The following is a 21,603-nucleotide window of genomic DNA, read 5'->3' as shown; positions in this document are numbered from 1 at the left end:
CAGTTACGAAATGATCTAGTCTTAACCGGGTAGAACAACATAAATAATGCAGTTTCAACGTTGTAAGCTGGATGAAACAAAGTAACGATGAACACCGGATATCCTGTTTTTTAGCGCCCGGTTTATCCTGATTTCTTTTTTCAAAACCGGCAAGAACGCCCGGATAGAAATTGTGCCGATTCCAACCCAGTAATTTCAAGTTGTTCTTAATCCATTCATCAAACACGAAGTACCAGCATTACAATTTAACCCATGATTAACGGCTTTTACATTTTTATTAAGAAATCTTAGCAAAGCCACGCTGCTATTGCGTTTGCCGGGATTCAACTGTAGTAAAAAACAACAACACGCTTACCACCTATCACAATGCAGTAATCACCTGGTGCATTTAGTCACAATTGGATTGCCGCCCGTTTAATCACCTGCTACATTTGAAGGGTAATTAATCAAACACAAACACTGAAACAAATAGCCAACTACCAAAAAAATAATCCATGAAAAAGTTAACCTTATCCCTGCTGCTTGCCGTAACCATTTTCACCTCTGCTTTTGCAACCGATGAAATTAAAAAAGCTAATGCTGAAACAAAAAAAGTAGTACAGGTAAATGTACGCACCCTCCACACGTTCAGATCAGAGTTTGGCAACCCCAATGACGTTGAGTGGAGCCTGAAACCTGATTTTGCCCGGGCGAGCTTTACCGTAAACAATGAGCGCCTGGAGGCATTCTTCGATGTACGTGGCGAGCTGATTGGCACCAGCAAAGCCGTAACCATCGACCAGATGCCGGTAAATGTAAAAAGAGTGTTTGCAAAAAGGTATGCAGACTACACCGTTAAAGAAACCATCAGGTTCGACGGGGTTGATGAAAGCTCGTATTACATCTCAGCCGAAAACGGTTCGAAATCTGTGATCCTTAAAGTTTCTGTTACGGGCGGAGTATCGCTTTACCAGGCTAGAAATAAGTAAATTCCATCTTAATATAAGCTAACTAAGCCTCCTGTGTACAGGGGGCTTTTTTGTGATTCCCAATCGGCTTTCCTTATACAATTAAGCTATTTTTGCCCTCCAAAATCAACAATATGTCTAAAGGACCCGTATCACAATTTATAGAGCATCATTACCGGCACTTTAATGCAGCAGCGCTCGTGGACGCGGCGAAAGGGTATGAAGCCCACTTAACGGAAGGGGGTAAAATGATGATTACCCTTGCGGGCGCTATGAGTACTGCCGAACTCGGGATTTCGCTTGCCGAAATGATCAGGCAGGATAAGGTTCAAATTATTAGCTGTACGGGCGCAAACCTCGAAGAAGACATCATGAACCTTGTAGCGCATACACATTATAAGCGGGTGCCCAACTATCGCGACCTGGGGCCGCAGGAAGAGTGGGAACTTTTAGAAAAAGGGTACAACCGTGTTACAGATACCTGTATACCTGAGGAAGAGGCGTTTCGACGGATTCAACAACACATTCATAAGATCTGGAAGGATGCTGAGGCTAAGGGTGAGCGATATTTTCCGCATGAGTATATGTATAAACTGCTGTTAAGTGGTGTAATGAAGGAGCATTACGAGATACCGGAAGAGCACAGCTGGATGATTGCTGCGGCAGAGAAAAACCTTCCGATTATTGTTCCGGGATGGGAAGACAGTACCATGGGCAACATCTTCGCGAGCTATTGTATTAAGGGTGAACTGACCTCTACTACCATGAAAAGCGGGATTGATTATATGATCTGGCTGAGTGATTGGTATAAACACAACAGTTCCGGAAAAGGGATAGGGTTTTTCCAGATCGGTGGCGGTATTGCAGGTGACTTTCCAATTTGCGTGGTTCCGATGATGTACCAGGACCTGGAGATGCATGAAATTCCGTTCTGGAGCTACTTTTGCCAGATCAGCGACAGCACTACGAGCTATGGTAGCTATAGTGGTGCAGTTCCGAATGAAAAAATCACCTGGGGTAAGCTTGACATTCATACCCCGAAGTTTATTATTGAAAGTGATGCAACCATCGTTGCACCATTGGTATTTGCCTACATCCTCGGATTGTAGCCTATAGCCAGTGCCGGACGCTTACTCGTTAGAGCAGGGTCGTTTAGTTAAGTCCAGTTTTGCAAACCGAAGATTAATGGTGCAGTCATTCCCGAATGGTTTAGGGTGGACCTTGCACCTCATCTACCGCTTGCCTGGAAACTGAACGACCCTTTGCTTTTTACGTCGGAGATTGTCGCCGGTTTGTACCAGCCATAGTTAAGTTGCACGTGTAGCCGGAGATGGTTTTTGTTCGTCTTCTCTTTGCCGGGTGTGCTCAATTGCCGACTATTGAGCAAAATGTACAAGCGAGCGTGGCAACGCATGCTTCACCAGAGATATACTGCCGGTAACAAAAAAAAACCAACATTATCGAAACGCAGTAAACCCGAGCTTCGTCACAGCCCGGCCTTTTTGGGTCAGAACAGTTCTCCTTCGCGATAAAGGTCGATTACACATGCGGTGACGTTAAAAACAAAGTGAAAGAGTATACCGTACCAAACAGTATTGTACTTATGCCGGAGGTGACCCAGGAAGAAGCCGAATGGAATTAGCCATACCAGCGAGATCAGGCTGAGGTGCATGATCGCAAACAGGAATGCTGTTACCGCCACTACTAGGCGTTCATCGAGAAATGCCGAACAATTGTTGAACATGATGCCCCGGAAGGCGATCTCCTCGAACACTGCGGGCATAAATGCTATGGAATAAATCATTACCAGCGATGGCAGGTAATAGATTTTATACCCTTCGAAATAACTGATATCGACGTGGAAGAAAGTGACGTTTACTTCGCGAACCGTATAACTGACCGCTGATGAAAACACTACAGCCAACGCTGCAAGCAGTAGCGCCCGCCACCATTTAAAATTGTTAAAGCGTAGTACCGGCCGCATCTCGCGCCGGTTCAGCCAGGCAAATGCAAGGGTAACAACAGCCATTAACAGTTCGACCCAAAACAGCTGATCGTAGGTTCTGAAGTAGGAAGTATGCTTAACAAACAGGCAGATAAAAAGGTATAGAAAATAAAAAGTGAAGATTTGCCTAAGATCGCGATTGTTGAAAACATTGATCGTAACCGCACGTGCGCCGAGGTACGCCCCGCAATAGTGGCAATACCGGTTGCTTTCGTGTACTATGGTGTTACACTCCTCGCACGTTACGATATGTTCGGGCTGCTCCAACTGCTAGATTTTAAATTCCTCCTCCATAATGTCGGCCCGGTAGGCTGCCTGCAGGCCGCGCATCAAAAATATAAAGCAAACTACCTGGATAACGAGACTGAACACGCCATAGGAGGTGTTGAACATCCGGGAAAACTCCGCCCAGGTATTGATAGCGATAAAGGTGAGCAACACCAGGAAGCTGACAAGGAGTGCTGTAAACGGCCTGGTAAGGCTCCACCGGCCAAGCCCGGTGAACAAGCCGGCAACTATAAGCAGGATAACAATAGTAAGCCTGTCGACCCGCTTTTCTGTAGCAATAAACAGGAGTGCCATAACACAAATGGCGGACAACACATACAAGGTGTTTCGGGCAAACTGGATGGTCTCTTCAGACCGCCGCAGTAGGTCTTTCCTCAGGTTGAGCCGGTACATGTATGTTGCCAGCCGGTCATTTACAGGAGCCTGGGGGTAGCCGCAATTGGTGCAGTAATTATGCGTGGTGCGGTTAACAAAGCTGCAATTACTACAGGTGCAAAGTGAGCCTTGAGGCCATACAAAGGGCAACAGCCTGCTTGTTTTAAGGGCTGCAGGCGTATTAAATGGCCGGAAACTGTTTGCCACTTGCATTCACCTTGTTGATTACTTGCTGCAGAAATTTAGTGTTTACCTTAATGGTGTATCGCGCAAGAGCATTTTATCGCGATTGGCCATCACCCATGCCGTGTGAAAAATGAGCCGTGCCCGGCGGGTCATGATATCGAAATTAATCTTATCCACGGTATCGGTTGGGCGGTGATAGTCGGCATGAACCCCATCGAAATAGAATATGATAGGAACACCATTTTTTGCGAAGTTGTAATGGTCGCTGCGATAGTAAAAACGGTTTGGATCTTTGAGGTCGTTGTATTTACGATCGAGCTCGAGTTTTGTAAACTTTGTATTTACCTCATCGGTAATTGAAAGCAGCTCTGAGCTAAGTTTATCTTCGCCAATTACGTAAACGTAGTTGGTGGAGTCGCCATATTTTCGGTTTGGATCGATACGCCCGATCATATCGGTATTAAGATCCACCGATGTTTTGCTCAACGGAAACAAGGGATGCTCGGTATAGTACTGGCTTCCCCAGAGTCCCTTTTCTTCACCTGAAACCGTCATAAAAACAATTGTTCTGCGTGGACCGTTGCCATCGGCCTTTGCTTTTGCAAAAGCTTCCGCCATTTCGATAACGTTTACGGTACCACTTCCATCGTCGTCGGCGCCGTAGTTGATGATGCCATTGCGCATGCCAATATGATCGTAGTGTGCTGTCAGCACAACGTATTCATCTTTCTTGTCGGTACCTTCGAGATAGCCCACAATATTCGCTGATGATTGGGGAACACTGCTCTTTTGAAAATTGTACTCCACCCGCTTTTTAAAAATCAGGTTTTCGTTATTAAGTGCCTGACCAGTTTTCACCTGCGAAAGCAAGACATCAAATTTTTCTTTACCGATGATAGCAGCTGCGGCTTCGTGGGAAAGGTTAGCGATGTTGGTATGCCTGGAAGTATCTTTCTGCGGGTAGTAAATGTTGGTGCGCCTGATGCCGGCTGCTTCAGGTCGCGGTGAAACAGATAGGGGGCTTACAAACAAAACGGCCCTTGCCCCCTTTTTACGCGCAAGTTGCAGTTTTGCAATGGTTCCAAAGCTCCATTTTGAAGGCCGGGTGCTGCTGTTTACCCTGTATAGTGAGTCCGTTTTTGGTTCGCCGGAAAACATCAGGACTACTTTTCCCCTTACCCGCTTACCTGCATAATCGTCGTAATTGTTATCAGAGATGCCGTAACCGACGAAAACGATTTTCTTCGCTTTGATCTTTCTTGATTTGTTTACCTGGGCGGACACGCTATAGTCTTTTCCAAAGGCCAGGGTTTGGCCGTCGATGACCAGTAAAGAGGTATTGATGGTGTCGTAGAATAGCGGGTAAGCCTGCCGGAAGTTGTTGGTACCGGGAGCCGGTTTAAGGCCTATCCTGCTAAACTCGCTTGCAATATAGGCTGCTGCCTTTCTTTCGCCCTCAGTTGCAGTTTCTCTTCCCTGCATTTCGGCGCCTGCAACAATAGTTAATTGTTTACGCAGGTCTTCTTCGGTGATCGTTGAAGCATATTTAGCCGGATCAGCCTGTGCAATTGCACAACTACAGATCCCGGCCATTAAAAGGCAACTTAAAAATTTCTTCATGTTATTGTTTCCAAACTTTATTAGCAACTTATTTTATTAACCCGTGTTTCATGCCGGCCACCTTCGAACCGGGTAGCGATAAAAAGGTCAATCATTTCTAGGGCAACGTTTAGTTTCACGAAACGTGCCGGAATGCAAATGATGTTTGCATTGTTGTGTTGACGTGCAAGACTGGCAAGTTCAGGTTGCCAGCAAATAGCGGCGCGGATACCCGCGTGTTTGTTAGCAGTTATGGCTACACCATTGGCGCTACCGCACAGCAGTACGCCGAAGCCAGCCTCACCATTTTCTACGGCAGCAGCAGTTGGGTGCGCAAAGTCAGGAAAATCGGCCGACTCAATTGAGTAAGTACCGAAATCAGCTACCTGGTATCCGCGATCGTTCAGGTGTTTAACCACAGCCAGCTTGTATTCAAAACCGGCGTGGTCGCAGCCCACGGCAATAGGCCTTGTCAGGTCGAATGTTGTTGTCATAATGAATGGCTAAAATCGTGTAAATTAATACTTACAATTGAACTGCCCTGCAACCAGTTTATCAGCACTTAAGTTTTAGCATTACCGGTTACGCTACTCCTGCGCAGGCGTACACAGCGGGTTGGTGCCCGGTGAGTTGATCCCTGGTTGCGTCGGGACCAGCGTTGTAATTACCGGAGAGCGACTGCAATTAGCTCCATTCTTCAGCCTCCCTTTTTTGTTCTTCTTTGTAAGCCCGTTTAGAAATAACGATGCTAAGCTGGTACAGCAGGAACAACGGAACGAATACCAGCATCTGGCTCGTCCAGTCGGGACTCGGTGTAATCACCGCTGAAATCACGAGAATAACCACAACAGCGTATTTGCGGCTGCTCCGGAGGATTTCCGGTGTAATCAGGCCAATTTTGGTTAACACATAGGCAAGCACAGGAAGCTCGAAGGCAATACCACAACCGAGGATGATGTCGAGAAGATTGTCCAGGTAATCAGTAAGTGTTGGCTTGGCTTCAAGCAATTGGGTAGTACCGATGGTATAGTTTGCGAGGAAGTTAAAGGTAAACGGCCCCAGCAGGAAATAGCCAAACGCGGCCCCGGTAAAAAAGAACAGTGATACCCAAAAGATGCTGCCTGAAGCATGTTTCACCTCTTTTGGTGTAAGCGCCGGTTTGATAAATGACCAGAGTTCCCAGAAGATGTAAGGAAAAGCTGCAATAAACCCACCCATAAAAGCAATGGTAATACTGCTCATGAACTGGCTGCTGAAAGTGGTGGTCTGCATCTTTATGTTGATGGGAGGCATACACAATGCATCCCCAAGATGTATGAGGTGGCTGAAGGAACACATGGCCCTGTAGCTGATGAAATCATTTTGGAGCGGCCCGGCAATTACGCGGTCGAAAACCCAGTCGATGTTTATAAAAATGACTATTCCAATAATGATGATGGCAAGGAGAGAACGGACTATGTGCCATCGCAAAGCTTCGAGATGATCCACAAATGTCATTTCCTCCTGTCCTTCCTGCGGCTTCAGCCTGTTAATTATCCGTATTGCCATGTATATTGATCCTTCGGTGCGCGAAGTTAAAGTAATAGGCGTTAAATCGTTTGGGCAATCTATGGCCCTCAAGACTGCGCTTTGGCTATATACCCGGATTTAGCTGATTTGGATTTATAGGGGTTCATTATTGAACACTGGCAACGGGCTCAATTTGCTTGAACAAGCTGAAATTGTTTTGAAATGGTTAAGCCGTGCCCAACCTGTTGGTTGGTATTTATGACAATCGTTAATCCAGCACCCGCGAAAAGTTACCGGAGTATTTTAAGCTTGACCATTTCGATGCGGGTGTCGCTTACGTTAAGGATTTCAAATTCGTAGCGGTCTAAAATGATTCTTTCTTTCTGTACGGGGATGGTTTCATGCTGTTCAATAATGTAACCTGATAAGGTTTCAGAGTCGTTACCGGTGAACTCGAGGTCAAATTTCTCCTGGATGTAGTCGATCTCGAGCCTGCCACTGAACAGGTATTCGTCTTCGGAAATTTGTTTTGCCACAAATTCCTCCACATCGTATTCATCGCGGATCTCACCAAATATTTCCTCCAAGACGTCTTCCATGGTAACGATACCTGCGGTGCCGCCAAATTCATCAACAACCCAGGCGATGCTCTTCCTTTCTTTTGAGAACTTATTGATCAGGTCAGTTGCACTCATGCTTTCGGGTACTGCCGGTATGGGCAACAGTACTGATGGGATGTCCTGGGGATTCTTGAACAGGTCGAGCTGGTGAACATATCCAACAATGTTATCGATGTTCTCATCATAAACCACAAGTTTACTCAACCGGGTAGCGATCATATGCTCCTTTACCTGGGTGATGGAGGCTTTAATATCAACCGCATCGATCTCGGTGCGTGGTACAAGACACTGCCTGATCTTGATCATGGGCAGTGATAATGCGTTTTCAAAAAGTTCGGTGTTCAGTTCCTGGCTGTCTTCGTCCTGCACCTTGTTTTGTTGCAGAAGGTGTTCCAGGTCGACATTGTTGAACACTTCATTCCGGTCTTTAACCTTAACGTTGAATACATATTTGAGCACCCACTCAGCTATCGTTACAAGCAGCGAGGCAATAGGATAAAAGATGCGATAGAAAAAGCGGGTAGCCGGGGCGAAGAAGCTAAGCAAAGAGTCGTTTCGCGCCCTGAAGACTGCCTTTGGGATAAACTGGCCAAAGATCAGGATAAGGAAAGCAGCAAGACAGGTATCAATAATCAGTTGAACATAGGCGTTCTTAATGCCGAGATAGATCCACAACGGGTTCATCAGGCTGCTAAAAAGCAAGGCGTAGATGACCATAGAGATGTTTACACCCAGTAAACAGGTGCCGATAAATCTCGATGGCTCCTCCATAAAACGGGAGATAATCAGCCCGCTGGATTTCCCCTGTTTTTTGCGTAATTCAATCTGTAACCGGTTAACACTCACAAATGCAATCTCAATCCCCTCAAAAAATGCGATAAAAAGAATGGTTACAGCGATCCAGATGATCGTGAGATAGGTTTGGTCCATATGTTCGAAATTACACTAATCTTGTTTGAAAGAGAAAGGGCGGGTTGCAAATCTTCCTTGCAACTCGCCCTTTCTAATCCGGATCAAAAACCGCAGCGTTTAAAATTGCGGTAATTCGGGTTTCGTTTGAATAACCTGTTCTATCTCCTGTATGATTTCGTCGCTTAATTTCGGAAGTACATCCAACGCTTTCAGGTTTTCAGTCAACTGCTCTTTACGGGTTGCGCCCAGTATTGCGGTGGATACATCCGGATTTTTGATACACCAGGCAATGCTGAGTGCTGCAAGCGAAGCATCGAGTTTTTCAGCAATAGGCACAAGCCCTTTTACCTTTTCTATTTTTGCTTCCTGTAGTTGTCTTTCTTTCAACCAGTCGAACCCTTCAATTGCAAGCCGGCTACCCTCCGGTATTCCATTGTTGTATTTGCCCGTGAGCAGTCCTGAAGCAAGGGGGCTCCAAATGGTGGTTCCAAGACCAACAGAACTAAATAGTCCCAGGTACTCGTTTTCTACCTTATTCCGGTTGAACATGTTGTATTCGGGTTGCTCCATCGTAGGTCCAACCAGGTGATACTGGCGGGCAAACATATGGGCCTCCATGATTTCAGAAGCGCTCCATTCGCTGGTACCCCAGTACAGCACTTTTCCCTGCGCAATCAGTTGGTTCATCGCCCAAACGACCTCTTCGATAGGCACGTTTTTGTCGGGCCGGTGACAGAAATAGAGATCAAGATAATCTGTTTGCAATCTTTCCAGTGCTTCGTGACAAGCCTCGAAAATGTGCTTTCGACTCAGGCCGGTTTGATTAGGCTTATTTTCTTTACCGCGCCAGCCAAAGAAAACCTTGGATGACAATACGTACGATGTACGATCCCATTGTTTCGCTTGTAAAACACGGCCCATCATTTTCTCGCTTTCCCCAAGTGCATAAGCTTCGGCATTATCGAAAAAATTAATGCCGTTGTCGTAAGCAATGCCCATCAATTCATCGGCACTGTTGTCAGCAATTTGCTTGTGAAAAGTAACCCAGCTCCCAAAACTCAGTACACTCAGTTGTATTCCTGATTTCCCCAAACGACGGTATTCCATATTATTGTCTTTAATCTGTTTTGCAACATATTGTGCTGTGTCAACAGGGTACAATAACCTTTCCACGACAATGTGTGGAAACAGGCCACGCACCCTCTTAATTAAGGGTATTGGTTAAAAGCAGGAGATTAATAACCCAACCAGGTGCTGTCGGGGATAAGAATAAAGCCTGTAGGATCGATGATGGTAAAGCCTTTAAAATCCTGGCGGGCACGCAGGCCCTTGCCATAAAGCTTTTGGGAAGGTTGTAGCAGAATAACGTTTTTATCAGTATAAAACGACTCCTGGCGTTGATCCCAATAAAGTTCTTTGCAGTGTAAGGTGTCGCCAACTTTATTAAAAACCACGACGCTATCGCGTAAAAAAACCTTGTTTTCGTTTTCGAGGTAACGACCGTAATCTGCGCTAAGCTCGCTTTCCACTTTCAAGCTGTCGTTGTAAAAGTTTACATGAAGGCTCTTCGGGAACTCCACTTTTGGGGTATCAAATTGGTAGCGCAACATACTTGGTGCAGTTAGCTTCGCTTTAAGCTTAGCATCCTGGCTCAGGTAACTTTCGATGTTTTTTGCTTCTTCAACGCCGATCTTCTTCTTCGACAATTCCTGTACGGCACTCATATCGTTCTCACACGACAAAACAAAAAAGCAGCCTGTTAATAGGGCTGCCAAAACACGTTTATGCACAATAAACCTGCTAATCATATTTACGCTTAACAAACCAGATATCGCTTAATGAAAACCCAAACGATACCCTGAAATAGTTTTCGGTGATGTTGTTTACCGAGCTGCCTCTTCTGCCATATTCAAAGGCGGCATTTAACATGGTAAACTGGTTATCGAAAGAACGCCACTTACGAACGGGTAAGGCAGCCCCAACGGTTGCACCAAATGTTTTTAATTCATTACGGTCGGCGTTGATGTAATCGCGTCCGAAGTTAACACCTGCACGGTAAGTAATTCTATTGCCATAATTGGTTACGCTGAACGGATCCGGTGTGAACTGCCCACCAATGTGCACTTCATAGCGATTTACCAACTGATCGGGTGCGTCGTAAAACCGGAACTTCGACCATTCAGATGTTTCGTACTCGATACCAAAACTAGCTTTATCTGACCTGTTGCCTAACCTGTCCTGAACGGTTCTGATAAACATGATACCTGCTGTATAAGTAGCAGGGGTAATGATTGTTCCTCTTACTTCTTTTACGTCTGCAACGCTGTCGAGCCTAACGGGATTACCGTTAACATCATAAAAGAAGGTTTCTCTTACCCTGTCCTGGCTTGCTTTAAAGCTTTGCTGAAAGTTGGCATTAACACCGAGGCGCAATGCTGAATTTGTGCCTAGCCGCTGCTCATATTGCATGCCCCCATTCAAAAACACCTTACCGAAAGTGGTAACTGTACCTGCATTGGAGTTAGAGTATGGAATATAACTGGAGCTATCGGTGTTAAAGATAAATACCCGGCTGTTGGTCTCTTTTCTTCCAAAACGATAACCGGTGTTAAAACCTATGCTCAAGCCTTTCCAGCGTTTACCCATACCAACAAACAATTCGTTTAAGCCACCGGTACCTTCATAAAGGTTAGCCGTGCTATCGATGCCTGTGAGTCGCTTTGTTTCCTGGATGGAATAGCTGATTTTAGTGACCGGCCGAAGGCCAAAAGCAAGACCGATATTATGCTTTTTAGAAAACGGAACACCAAAAGCGATGTATGATGGGGTAAAATTTATAGAGGTAAACTTTTGGACCGGCGACTGCTGGCGCAAGGTTTGGTTATCAATTCCAACACCAACGTCGAAAGTCACTACTTTTAGTCCACTATAGCTCGCAGGGTTGTAAAAGTTTATGCTTTGGGCATCCACATAAGGTGCAGAAAGCCCCCCCATACCGCGGCTGATAACGTGTTGACCAGGAAAAATATCGCCCAGACCGTATCTTGAAAAAGGAGAATTTTCTTGAGATGAAGCAGTTAAAGACCCTAATACCAGTATAAATCCAATCTTAATTGTTCTTTTGGTTGTACTCACTAATCGCATAAAGGCCTTTGTAAATTAAATAAGGGTCTGCAAATATCTTGTTTTTGAGGTGTTGTCCAAATAAGGTCGTATCACCCCCGGTTAAATGCACGTTAAAGTTAACATACCGTTGAGCATAACTATTTATTATACCATCTATCTCATTTGCCATACCCAGAATCACTCCACTTAATATATTTGTTTTTGTATCATACCCCACAAGTGGAAAGTTCCACTCTGCTTCCACCATCGGGAGCCTGGCAGTAAAGTGCTTTAGTGCCTTGAAACGCATCTCCATACCCGGGGAAATACTTCCGCCAAGAAACTGGTGGAACTTGTTGACGAAGTTATATGTAATGCAAGAGCCAAGTCCAATCACCAGATTATGTTTCCGGGGAAAAAGATCAACCGCACCAACCGACATGGCAAGCCTGTCGGAGCCGATTGTTTCGGGCTTGCCCACCGGGGTAGAAATAGGAAACTGGCTTTTATAAGAAAGCTTATGAAAACGGGTACGCTCTGCCAGCAGGTTTTCAATGGCCGGATTAGGTTCTATAACTGACGAAAGAATGCTTTTTTTGGCCCCGTGCTCGTCTATCAACCTGCTGATGGCGGCTTCTGAGTCATCTTCCAAAACCAACAACTGCTGCATTTCTTTCCTCTTAAACACTGCACATTTGAGCCGTGTATTACCAAAATCAAAACAAAGTGTGGTGGACATAATATTAAATTCAGAGATCGAGATTGAACCCCTTTAGTTGTTTAAAGTGCCCGTTTAACTGTATGCGTTCTTTTAGCTTTTCCATTTCATTTACCAGCGGGAGCACCTTTACCAAATGGCGCTTCAGGTATTCGAGTCGCTGATCTTCGCGGAATAGCCCCAGCAACTCATATTCCTCTTCCGGTGAAAGTGCCGCATGGTGAGCAAGGTCGTACGATACGAGATCGTCGTCAACCTCCTTAAAATTTTTGCTCACTTTCATAAGATTGTGCAGCTCCCGAAGGCTGTTTACTACCTTACGAAGCAGCTCAGGGTTTTTGCGTTGGTCGTTTGTGGGATAGTTTACAATTGCCCCGCTGTATAATTTGTCGGGTATGCTTCGAATTACTTCAAGAATCCTGAACACCTGTTGTCCTTTAGTTTTGATGTCCATTTTACCGTCTTCGTAAACCTGTACAATCTCGGTTACCATCACCGACGTTCCAATTTCACCGATCCCGTTTTTGAGAACAGTCGGGATACCAAAAGGCTTTGCTTCGGCATAACATTCATTCACGAGTTGCTTGTACCTCGGCTCAAACACGTGTAGGTTAAGGTCCTCACCCGGGTACACGATTATTCCCAGGGGAAATATTGGAATAAAATTCGTCATGCTAACAATCTTGAATGGAAAGATTGGGTTGTAAAAATAGTGCCAGAACAAACAACGTGATCTTATGGTGTTTTCCTGTTGAGTTCGTCTAGTCGTGCATATTTCAACATGGTGTAGTATGCAGTTACCCGGGCAATCAGATAGCCTTCGCGACCATCGAGAAAGCCAAGCTTAAAAAGATAATTACGGTAAAACGAAAATGCGGGTGAAAGATAACGCTTTATCCACCCTGCCCTTTTTCCGCTCTGGTAATAATGTTCACCACTAAGCAGGGCATATTGGGTCATCTTGGTGGTATAATCAGCAAGGTCCTTCATGGAATAATGATGAATAAATCCGTTGAGGGTTTTCCTGCTTGTGCCAGGTGGAAGCACAAGTTGCTCATGCACCGTTGCCTCATTCCACCGGATAGTGCTTCGATTAAAGAACCTTATGTGAGCGTCGGTGCCCCATTCGCCATACCTTACCAGTTTTCTGCCGAGGTAAGTTTTGAACTTTAAATTGTATACGGCATGCGTATCAGATAAGTTTACCTGGTGTAATGAGTCAATCAGGGTTTGGTCTGGTTGTTCATCGGCATCAATGCTTAAAATCCAATTATGGCGCGCAGCTGCTATACCTTTATTTTTAGTGGGGCCAAACCCTTCCCATTCCGAACGAACTAAAGTAGCACCTGCAGCCTCGATCACCGCAATGGTACCATCGGTGCTGCCACTGTCAACAACAACAACATCGTCGGTAAGTGCCTGCACCGAATGGATCGTACGGCCGATAATATCTGCTTCGTTTTTGCAAATGATAACCACAGATACCGGTAGCATGGTACGATTGATTGTTTAAAGGGTTCTAAAAGGCTAAGTTAAGCAGGTAAATTTTAGCGTTCCCGCCGGATCATTTTCGGAATGGGATGCTGCTGCCAAAACTAACTACGTTTGGCTACACGATGCTGGATGCATTCTTTACCTGTTTTTGCCCGTAATGTTTTTGTAACCGATATTCGTTGCACAGAGCATTATGTGGCAAACCCTCCTTTCAAAACTTGTTACCGGCGACATAAAGGCATTAGCGCGTACCATCTCGCTGGTGGAAAATCAATACGAAGGGTATTTTAACATGCTTCAGCAACTGCCCGCATCAAACACTCCAATTACCGGTATTACGGGTCCTCCCGGCGCGGGCAAAAGCACACTGGTCGACGGACTCATTGGTACACTGGTTGACGCGGGTAAAAATGTAGCCGTTGTGTGCGTTGATCCCTCTTCACCCTTTAACCTGGGTGCCCTCTTAGGCGACCGCATCAGGATGAGTGGCTGGTATAATCATCCGAATGTTTACATCCGTTCGCTTGCAACCCGGGGGAGCCTTGGCGGTCTTCACCCCCATATCATCGAGATAACCGACGTTTTAAAAGCTGCTCCATTTGACCAAATCATCGTAGAAACTGTTGGCGTTGGCCAAAGCGAAATTGAGATTGCTGGTCTTGCCGATACAACCGTTGTGGTTTTGGTGCCTGAGGCTGGCGACGAGATCCAAACCATGAAAGCCGGACTGATGGAGATCGGGGACATCTTCGTGGTAAATAAAGCAGACCGCGAAGGCGCCGACCAATTTGTGAAGAATCTGCGCGGCATGCTTGCACCTTTAAACCATGCACAGGAATATCAAATTCCGGTGGTAAAAACAATCGCCGATAAAAGGACAGGAATAGCTGAACTAAGCCAACACCTTTTATTGCACCCCGGGCTGCAACGATCTTCAGAAAAATATTATCATCTGCTCACGCAAAAGGCGCTGTTGCTGATCCAGCAACAGCGGATGAAGGACGTGGACCGCCAGGCTGTCTTCAACGCAATTAAGAACAAGGCAGGCGAACATGCTTTTAATCTCTATAACTTAGTTCAAACTTTCCTTTAGCAAAAATGCACCGTTCAACACCGGCTGATGACCTTGTCTCCGTGGTCATGTGTACATACAACGGCGAGCAGTATCTGTCCGCACAAATGAATTCAATACTCAGCCAGTCGTACCGCAACATTGAAGTGATCGTTTGCGATGATGCATCAACTGACAATACCCCGAACATCCTTGCGGAATACGCGGTGAAAGATCCCAGGATAAAAGTTTCGGTGAATGCTCATACAACCGGCATCAAACAGAATTTCACCAACGCCTTGAAACTTGCCGCCGGTAATTGGATAGCGGTTGCCGACCAGGACGACATATGGATGGAGCACAAATTGAAAACGTTGCTTGATTGTGTTATGCCGGGAGTTTTACTGGTGCACTCTTACAACGCGGAATTCCCTGGCAACGAACCGGAAGCCGCAGTAATCAACCGCTCACGTATCCGATTTAGTGGTAACGATACCAGGAAACTCTTCTTTTACAATACTGTTTATGGGCACACGATCATGGTATCGAAGCTTTTGTTAGAGCATGCACGACCCTTTCCCACAAAAGTTTTTTACGATTGGTGGCTTGGGCTAATCGCGTCTGTTCATGGAAAAGTTGCGCTAAGTAATGAAGTACTGGTAAAGCACCGTATACATGCTTCAAACTCTTCGCGTTACTACATCCGGAATCCCGGTAAAAAAGGACAAAGTGGGTTCTTCCAAGAACTGAATGAGATGTTGGCAGAGTGCTTGTCCATCGATGGACTTGCACCTGGGGATAAACAGCTTTTACAGCAGTACCGAAGGCTTATTGCGAGCGAATGGACAAAGTGGTTTTCGATGCCCATGTTTCTATTTTTGTTGAAACATGCACCCACGACTTTTTATTACCGCCGGAAAAAACCAATGTTTTTCTATTATCTTAAATACAGTTTTAAAAAGGCAACCATGCAAATCAAGCACTGGTCGTAAACGTTGTGTAATTTAACCACCAAACAGATTTCCTCAATTTATATTATGCCAGGTAAGCTTCAGTTGTATTCGGTTTTTCACAAAGCATTTCACCAGCCTCACGCGGCTTATGTATTGCCTATTCACGCCGGCAAGGCGCTGTCACAACTGGAATTAAATATCCTGGGCGATAATACAGGTGACCATATTTCCAGCTTAAACAGTACCTTTTGCGAACTCACTGTACTTTACTGGATATGGAAAAATGCTTCACGGGATACGGACCTGTTTGGACTGTGCCACTACCGAAGGTATTTTGCTGCTAAACCAATGCTTAATGCTTTAAAGCCGGCGCGCATACTGGCGTATGAACCTACACCAGAAAATATCGATGCAGTACTTACCCCGGCGCTTGAAGAATCAATCATCGCCGAACTAAACTCGGCCGATGTGCTGGTGCAACAGCCCATGTTGATCCACAGAAATAAACAAGGCAGTTTTAACCTGGAGCAGCACTACAAAATGGACCATATTGCAAGTGATTGGAACGCCTTAATGGAAACCATTCGTGACCTCTATCCTGATTATGCGAAAACGTTACCCGCGTTTAACCAATCAACAAAAATGAGCTTTTTCAATATGATGGTAGCGCCATGGGGAGTATGGGACGGCTACCTGCAATGGCTGTTTGATATCCTGTTCGAGGTAAAAAACCGGGTGAGCGTATCTGAAAATGCCTACCAGGCAAGGGTTTTTGGTTTTATGAGCGAGCGCCTGATGAACCTGTACATCATGCATAACCAGCTAAAGCCAACATACCTACCCGTGGCCGTGTTCGACAAAGTAAAGTAAGCCATAACCTTTGCGGCAGCCGGCAGTACAAGTTTGAACAAAAATTGCAGACGATCAAAAGGCGAACTATTCAGGGCGGTATTCATGCTTCCACCAACGATAGCCAACGTAGCCCATAACGGCAAAAGGCGCAAACATCAGGTAAATAACACCTGAGTTCATTCCCTGGGCAGGCTGTTCGCCAAGTTGCATGGCGGTTTTAGTGCAAATTGAACATTGTGCCTGAGCCGTTTGAACAGAAAATAGTACCAGGAACATGAGAAGGAAAGCAAGGCTGCACTTTTTCATATAGAACATTTGAGAGTAACAAAGTTAACGCAATCCGGGTACGAAAAACTTAGCAAGGGGTTAATTCATGCGTTTCTGCTGCTGAATAAAACGTTTCGAGGGATTAATTTTCTTTTGGTCTCCAGGCTTTGTTTTTAGCTCAACATCGTGCTACGCACACATACCCGGGTGTGAAAGCAATTTAGCGATCTTTCTGCAGGATACCAGCATTGGTTTCTATAGCATCATCCTTGCGTCGCAATCACTTTATCGGCAACGCAATGATCATCTTTGGTCTTCAACCTTAAGCGTGTCGCAATTTTTCTGGCGTTCAAGTCCCGGAGATTTGTGTATTGCCGTTTTTAACCTGAAACATGGATGTCAAGCAGTTTGCATCTCGTTAGTTTTGCTGCCATAAGTACAACAGACAAACGGAGCGTCGCAACCATCGTCGCATAAAGCGTTGCTGCTGGTAAACAAAAAAAGAGGCGCTTTTCAGCAACCTCTTTTTGTAACACTAAAAACAAATCTATTTAGAGAAGGTCTGTTGCAAGACAGTCTCCTGCACACGTACCACCAGTTTGTACAAACCGGAAGACAGGTTGCCCACTTGTATGAGGCCATTCGCAAGAGATGAGCTCGTCTTTTTATAAATGGCACGGCCATTCATATCCACGATTGAAACTTCCGCTTTTTCGTCGGCGGCAAGGCCTGTAATGGCAAATTTCACCTGAGTGCCAACAACAGGGTTTTGCATGATCGTTAATTCAGGCTGATTCTTCCTGATGTTTAATTTAACCACCGGCGAGTAACTGAACTTGCCGTCTTTATCCACCATCTTCAGCCTGTAAAATACAAACCCGGAGGCTGAAGCAAAAGGAACATCGTTCACCTGGTAACGGGTAGAAGCCGTGCCACCTTTGGCCAATGTCGTACTCTTCGTTAACCAGTCTCCATTTGCAGATTGCTGTTGCAATTCGTATTTCGAAAGATCGACTTCCTGTGCAGATTGCCAAACCAACACTGCCTGATTTTTATCTTTATAGCCATTAAAATAACTGAGCTTAACGGGCAGCACAAGGTCGCCGAGTTGACCCCTGATTTCGCCACCCGTATTTAGCGTTGTATGAATATTGATGTAGGTAAGTCCACGGATCATTGAATCGGCGAAGCTTGCACGGGGAACTGTCGCAGCGCCGGTAACCGTGCCCGACGTAGTACCTCCGAAAAACAGGTTCACGACTACCGGACCTGATGTTCCGGCTGCACCAGCATGGATGTGGGTATTGTTGATATTGCTGGTTAACCCGGTAAAGTTCGCAGTAACATATACCATCAGCGAATTACGGTCGAGCAATACGATTGAACTACCACGGCCGGTAGATGGTACCGGTGGTACAGGGAACGACTGCGCAAATTCCAGTGTATCCATAAAATAGTGAGAGTTGAAAGGAGAAGTTGGCATCAACTGAGCCCGGAGTTCACCATCCGGGTAGGTTGCGGTATGCACATTGGTATACATGTTCCCGGCAAGAAGGTCAGCCTCCTGTGTAGCATTAAGGATCGCCGAACCCATGAGCATACCAGTTGTACCGCCAGTATTTGTAAGCGGGAACAATGGGGCGGGGTTAGCAGTGCCGGGTGGTGCAACGTGGATGTGTGATGCTGTTACTGCAGTGGTGAGGTTTTGATAATCGCCGTTTAGCGTTAGCATTTTTGTTGCGGGATCATATTTTACAATCACCGTTCCTCTTCCTGTAGTTGCTGTTGGAGGAACTTCCTGTGATCCTTGTAAGCTGCCACCCAGGAACCGCTGCTGGCTCAGGCTGGTAAGCTGACCACGGATTTCGCCATCGGGAAAGGTCGGCGTATGTATATTAATGTAAGTATTTCCTGCAAGCATGCTGTCCATGTGGGCCATTGAAACCTGAATGGCGGTATCAAGACTTCCGGTTACCGCAGCTGTAAATCGAACAGGAACAATTACTGGTCCGCTAACGTGGGGAGCACCCCTGTGCACATGGGCGTTGCTTGCCGGTGCAGACAAACCCGTGAACGTTGAGGTGACGTATAGCATGCGTGTACTCTTGTCGATCAATGCCGTTGCAGCGCCGGTGGCTAACACCCCTGTTGGTGGAACCTGCTGCGCACCTTGTAACCTGGCATTCAACAGTTCGGTTTGTCCATCAGTTGCAAGGGTTAACTGTGCACGTATTTCACCGCCACCATACATTACAGAGTGAACATTGGTATACATGTTACCCGCTAAAAGGTCGGCTTCCTGTTGCGCATTCAATACCATTGATCCGTAAAGTCCACCGGCAGTTCCGCCGGTTGGAGACGCTGTTAACGGCACCGTTACAGGACCGTTTACCCCGGGTGCACCGGTATGAATGTGTTGGTTTGTGATGGGTGTTGTGAGTCCCCTGAAGTTTCCATAGTGTTCAAGCAGCTTTGTTACGGTGTTGTATTTAACGATTACCACCCCTCCGCCGGATGATACAACCGTTGGTCCCGACTGACTGGCCTGTAGAACACCTTTCAAATAGCGGATCTGCGCCTGGCTAAAGAAGGTAAATAATAAGAGTAAACAAGAGAGGGTAAACTTTGCTTTCATGTGGAATCGTTTTGAAGATAGATGATCTATAACAATACGGAATTTACAAAGTTTGGTTTACTTTAACATATTTTATTTCCTTTTTATCTGGCAAACGATCGCCTGAACATCAGAGTTTTACCGCTTAAAAGTAGGAGTTTCGGCACAAAAAAACCCGCCTACATGAGGCGGGTCGAAATGATATTCGTTATAGTTAAGCTATGCTTTCCACTTTTGATCCTTTGGAAACTTTCTTGCGATCTTCTTCGTCGAGCAATACTTTACGCATACGGATGTGTTTTGGCGTAACCTCTATACACTCATCCTGCTGGATATACTCCATACACTCCTCAAGCGTGAGCAGGGTTTTCGGAGCTATTCTCGATGCGTCGTCGCTACCGCTTGCACGGTGATTGGTTAGTTTCTTAGGTTCGGTTGCATTAACCACCAGGTCTCCTGGTTTAATGTGTTCAGCTATTATTTGACCCGTGTAAACTTCTTCCCCCGGATCAACAAAAAACTTACCCCGATCCTGTAATTTATCAATAGAATAACCGGTTGTTTTTTCCTGGTTCTTTGAAATCAATACACCGTTATTCCGGCCTGGAATGTGGCCCTTCCATGGTTTGTATTCGTTGAAACGGTGCGCCATTACAGCCTCACCAGCGGTATTTGTAAGCATGTTCGAACGCAGACCGATCAACCCTCTTGATGGAATTTCAAACTCAAGGTGTTGCATTTCTCCTTTGCTTTCCATTACCAGCATTTCGCCTTTACGTTGGGTAACCAGGTCGATTACCTTGCCGCTGAACTCCTGTGGTACATCCACCACCAGGATCTCGTAAGGCTCGTGTTTTTTGCCATCCATGGTTTTTACCAATACCTGCGGATTACCTACGGTAAGCTCATATCCCTCACGGCGCATGGTTTCTACGAGTACACCAAGGTGTAGTATCCCGCGTCCAAATACGAGGAAGCTATCAGCACTATCGGTGTCTTCTACGCGCAACGCAAGGTTTTTCTCTGTTTCTTTCATCAGGCGATCACGAAGGTGACGCGATGTAACAAACTTTCCATCTTTACCAAAAAACGGCGAGTTGTTGATGCTGAACATCATGCTCATGGTAGGCTCATCAACACTGATTACCGGAAGACCTTCAGGATTTTCAAAATCGGCGATGGTGTCGCCAATTGTAAATTCTTCAAGACCAACGACAGCACAAATGTCACCCGCTAAAACTTCAGCTACCTTTCTTTTACCAAGTGATTCAAAAATATAAAGTTCTTTTACCTTCGACTTCTTGATACCGTCAGCAGTTACCAGGCTTATATTTTGTCCTTCTTTGATGTTACCCCGGTTTACCTTTCCTATTGCCACGCGTCCAAGGAAAGCAGAATAATCAAGTGATGAAATCTGCAATTGAAGATTTCCCTCCGGAACCCTTGGTTCAGGAACGTATTCCAGGATACCATCCAGTAGTGGGGTAATATCGTCGCACTGCTCATTTTTTGAATTGAACCACCCATTTTTTCCTGATCCGTAAAAAGTAGGAAAATCAAGTTGTTCTTCTGTAGCGTCAAGGTTGAAGAATAATTCAAAAACTGCATCATGCACCTCATCAGGGCGACAATTGGGTTTATCTACCTTATTAATGATTACAATAGGTTTCAGGTTCAGGTGCAGCGCTTTTTGAAGTACAAATCTTGTTTGAGGCATCGGACCTTCAAATGCATCCACCAACAGGCAGACACCGTCTGCCATTTTAAGTACCCTTTCCACCTCACCACCAAAATCGGCGTGACCCGGAGTATCGATGACATTAATCTTTATGCCTTTATAAACGACAGAAGCGTTTTTGCTAAAGATGGTAATTCCCCTTTCTTTTTCCAGGTCATTGCTGTCCATGATTAAATCCCCGGTTTCCTGGTTAGCACGGAAAACATTTGTCTGGTGCAGTATTCTATCGACCAGCGTAGTTTTACCATGGTCAACGTGTGCAATAATGGCGATGTTTCTGATATTCATAAAACCCCGAACCCTAAACGGTTCATTATTTTTAATGATAAAATGCGTCCGATAAAAAATTCTTCTGAGAAGAAGGAAATAG

General features: G+C 45.5%; 20 protein-coding genes. 5 read left to right on the top strand and 15 right to left on the bottom strand.

Translation table 11 applies throughout. The features are described from left to right. The first annotated feature begins 494 nt into the window (after positions 1–494). On the top strand, positions 495–968 hold the full coding sequence (locus EXU57_RS21125; protein ID WP_133270249.1) for a hypothetical protein: 474 nt from the start codon (positions 495–497) through the stop codon (positions 966–968). A 113-nt stretch (positions 969–1,081) separates the two neighbouring features. Beyond that, positions 1,082–2,056, top strand: coding sequence for a deoxyhypusine synthase family protein (locus tag EXU57_RS21120; protein WP_133270248.1), 975 nt, complete (start codon positions 1,082–1,084; stop codon positions 2,054–2,056). A gap of 398 nt (positions 2,057–2,454) precedes the next feature. On the opposite strand, the gene EXU57_RS21115 is transcribed toward EXU57_RS21120, so the two are convergent. From EXU57_RS21115 to EXU57_RS21060, 12 genes are all read right to left on the bottom strand, one after another. Then, complete coding sequence (locus EXU57_RS21115; RefSeq protein WP_133270247.1) at positions 2,455–3,219, bottom strand: CPBP family intramembrane glutamic endopeptidase; 765 nt, start codon at positions 3,217–3,219, stop codon at positions 2,455–2,457. A gap of 3 nt (positions 3,220–3,222) precedes the next feature. After that, positions 3,223–3,828: a hypothetical protein gene (locus EXU57_RS21110; RefSeq protein ID WP_133270246.1), complete on the bottom strand. Its 606-nt coding sequence runs from the start codon at positions 3,826–3,828 to the stop codon at positions 3,223–3,225. 36 nt (positions 3,829–3,864) lie between these two features. Continuing rightward, positions 3,865–5,421, bottom strand: a complete 1,557-nt coding sequence (locus EXU57_RS21105) for a M28 family peptidase (RefSeq protein WP_133270245.1) — start codon at positions 5,419–5,421, stop codon at positions 3,865–3,867. A gap of 20 nt (positions 5,422–5,441) precedes the next feature. Next, a complete protein-coding gene (rpiB, locus tag EXU57_RS21100; RefSeq protein WP_133270244.1) occupies positions 5,442–5,894 on the bottom strand; it encodes a ribose 5-phosphate isomerase B in 453 nt (150 codons plus the stop codon). Positions 5,895–6,084: 190 nt separating this feature from the next. Next, the gene (gene tatC, locus EXU57_RS21095) at positions 6,085–6,948 is read right to left on the bottom strand and encodes a twin-arginine translocase subunit TatC (protein ID WP_133270243.1); all 864 of its coding nucleotides are present in this window, start codon (positions 6,946–6,948) and stop codon (positions 6,085–6,087) included. Between the two features lie 251 nt (positions 6,949–7,199). Then, complete coding sequence (locus EXU57_RS21090; protein ID WP_133270242.1) at positions 7,200–8,459, bottom strand: hemolysin family protein; 1,260 nt, start codon at positions 8,457–8,459, stop codon at positions 7,200–7,202. A gap of 99 nt (positions 8,460–8,558) precedes the next feature. Further along, entirely contained in the window at positions 8,559–9,614 is a 1,056-nt protein-coding gene (locus EXU57_RS21085; protein ID WP_243745681.1) for a potassium channel beta subunit family protein, read from the bottom strand. Positions 9,615–9,676: 62 nt separating this feature from the next. Then, on the bottom strand, positions 9,677–10,216 hold the full coding sequence (gene lptC / locus EXU57_RS21080) for an LPS export ABC transporter periplasmic protein LptC (protein WP_243745680.1): 540 nt from the start codon (positions 10,214–10,216) through the stop codon (positions 9,677–9,679). 25 nt (positions 10,217–10,241) lie between these two features. Continuing rightward, positions 10,242–11,585, bottom strand: a complete 1,344-nt coding sequence (locus EXU57_RS21075; RefSeq protein WP_133270240.1) for a hypothetical protein — start codon at positions 11,583–11,585, stop codon at positions 10,242–10,244. Further along, on the bottom strand, positions 11,551–12,285 hold the full coding sequence (locus tag EXU57_RS21070; RefSeq protein WP_133270239.1) for a type III pantothenate kinase: 735 nt from the start codon (positions 12,283–12,285) through the stop codon (positions 11,551–11,553). The genes EXU57_RS21075 and EXU57_RS21070 overlap by 35 nt, the downstream gene beginning before the upstream one ends. 10 nt (positions 12,286–12,295) lie before the next feature. Then, on the bottom strand, positions 12,296–12,937 hold the full coding sequence (locus EXU57_RS21065) for an LON peptidase substrate-binding domain-containing protein (protein WP_133270238.1): 642 nt from the start codon (positions 12,935–12,937) through the stop codon (positions 12,296–12,298). Positions 12,938–12,999: 62 nt separating this feature from the next. Next, positions 13,000–13,758, bottom strand: coding sequence for a glycosyltransferase family 2 protein (locus EXU57_RS21060; RefSeq protein ID WP_133270237.1), 759 nt, complete (start codon positions 13,756–13,758; stop codon positions 13,000–13,002). A gap of 193 nt (positions 13,759–13,951) precedes the next feature. On the opposite strand from EXU57_RS21060, the gene meaB reads away from it, so the two are divergent. From meaB to EXU57_RS21045, 3 genes are read left to right on the top strand one after another with little or no spacing between them, the layout of a single operon-like run. Beyond that, positions 13,952–14,851 carry a methylmalonyl Co-A mutase-associated GTPase MeaB gene (gene meaB / locus EXU57_RS21055; RefSeq protein ID WP_133270236.1) on the top strand — a complete coding sequence of 300 codons (900 nt, stop codon included), beginning with the start codon at positions 13,952–13,954 and terminating at the stop codon, positions 14,849–14,851. A 5-nt stretch (positions 14,852–14,856) separates the two neighbouring features. Continuing rightward, the gene (locus tag EXU57_RS21050) at positions 14,857–15,801 is read left to right on the top strand and encodes a glycosyltransferase (RefSeq protein ID WP_133270235.1); all 945 of its coding nucleotides are present in this window, start codon (positions 14,857–14,859) and stop codon (positions 15,799–15,801) included. Between the two features lie 45 nt (positions 15,802–15,846). Continuing rightward, positions 15,847–16,632, top strand: coding sequence for a DUF4422 domain-containing protein (locus EXU57_RS21045; RefSeq protein WP_133270234.1), 786 nt, complete (start codon positions 15,847–15,849; stop codon positions 16,630–16,632). 66 nt (positions 16,633–16,698) lie between these two features. Here EXU57_RS21045 and EXU57_RS21040 read toward each other — a convergent pair whose 3' ends face one another. The 3 genes from EXU57_RS21040 to typA all read right to left on the bottom strand — a co-directional run bounded on the left by EXU57_RS21040 (position 16,699) and on the right by typA (position 21,521). Next, the gene (locus EXU57_RS21040; protein ID WP_165958229.1) at positions 16,699–16,920 is read right to left on the bottom strand and encodes a hypothetical protein; all 222 of its coding nucleotides are present in this window, start codon (positions 16,918–16,920) and stop codon (positions 16,699–16,701) included. Between the two features lie 508 nt (positions 16,921–17,428). Beyond that, on the bottom strand, positions 17,429–19,516 hold the full coding sequence (locus tag EXU57_RS21035) for a CHRD domain-containing protein (RefSeq protein ID WP_133270232.1): 2,088 nt from the start codon (positions 19,514–19,516) through the stop codon (positions 17,429–17,431). 193 nt (positions 19,517–19,709) lie between these two features. Beyond that, complete coding sequence (gene typA / locus EXU57_RS21030) at positions 19,710–21,521, bottom strand: translational GTPase TypA (RefSeq protein WP_133270231.1); 1,812 nt, start codon at positions 21,519–21,521, stop codon at positions 19,710–19,712. Between the last annotated feature and the right edge of the window lie 82 nt (positions 21,522–21,603).

It is taken from the genome of Segetibacter sp. 3557_3, assembly GCF_004354985.1.
Classification (GTDB): Bacteria; Bacteroidota; Bacteroidia; order Chitinophagales; family Chitinophagaceae; genus Segetibacter.
The sequence above is the reverse complement of the archived record's forward strand: the minus strand, read 5'-3'. Positions and strand labels throughout refer to the sequence as shown.

Bases quoted from the DNA above. Each gene is read 5' to 3' on its own strand.
- EXU57_RS21125 (WP_133270249.1), top strand. From the start codon at position 495: ATGAAAAAGTTAACCTTATCCCTGCTGCTTGCCGTAACCATTTTCACC.
- EXU57_RS21090 (WP_133270242.1), bottom strand. From the start codon at position 8,459: ATGGACCAAACCTATCTCACGATCATCTGGATCGCTGTAACCATTCTT.
- typA (WP_133270231.1), bottom strand. From the start codon at position 21,521: ATGAATATCAGAAACATCGCCATTATTGCACACGTTGACCATGGTAAA.
- tatC (WP_133270243.1), bottom strand. From the start codon at position 6,948: ATGGCAATACGGATAATTAACAGGCTGAAGCCGCAGGAAGGACAGGAG.
- EXU57_RS21065 (WP_133270238.1), bottom strand. From the start codon at position 12,937: ATGACGAATTTTATTCCAATATTTCCCCTGGGAATAATCGTGTACCCG.
- EXU57_RS21040 (WP_165958229.1), bottom strand. From the start codon at position 16,920: ATGAAAAAGTGCAGCCTTGCTTTCCTTCTCATGTTCCTGGTACTATTT.
- EXU57_RS21110 (WP_133270246.1), bottom strand. From the start codon at position 3,828: ATGCAAGTGGCAAACAGTTTCCGGCCATTTAATACGCCTGCAGCCCTT.
- EXU57_RS21120 (WP_133270248.1), top strand. From the start codon at position 1,082: ATGTCTAAAGGACCCGTATCACAATTTATAGAGCATCATTACCGGCAC.
- rpiB (WP_133270244.1), bottom strand. From the start codon at position 5,894: ATGACAACAACATTCGACCTGACAAGGCCTATTGCCGTGGGCTGCGAC.
- EXU57_RS21050 (WP_133270235.1), top strand. From the start codon at position 14,857: ATGCACCGTTCAACACCGGCTGATGACCTTGTCTCCGTGGTCATGTGT.
- EXU57_RS21035 (WP_133270232.1), bottom strand. From the start codon at position 19,516: ATGAAAGCAAAGTTTACCCTCTCTTGTTTACTCTTATTATTTACCTTC.
- EXU57_RS21060 (WP_133270237.1), bottom strand. From the start codon at position 13,758: ATGCTACCGGTATCTGTGGTTATCATTTGCAAAAACGAAGCAGATATT.
- EXU57_RS21070 (WP_133270239.1), bottom strand. From the start codon at position 12,285: ATGTCCACCACACTTTGTTTTGATTTTGGTAATACACGGCTCAAATGT.
- meaB (WP_133270236.1), top strand. From the start codon at position 13,952: ATGTGGCAAACCCTCCTTTCAAAACTTGTTACCGGCGACATAAAGGCA.
- EXU57_RS21045 (WP_133270234.1), top strand. From the start codon at position 15,847: ATGCCAGGTAAGCTTCAGTTGTATTCGGTTTTTCACAAAGCATTTCAC.
- EXU57_RS21075 (WP_133270240.1), bottom strand. From the start codon at position 11,585: ATGCGATTAGTGAGTACAACCAAAAGAACAATTAAGATTGGATTTATA.
- EXU57_RS21105 (WP_133270245.1), bottom strand. From the start codon at position 5,421: ATGAAGAAATTTTTAAGTTGCCTTTTAATGGCCGGGATCTGTAGTTGT.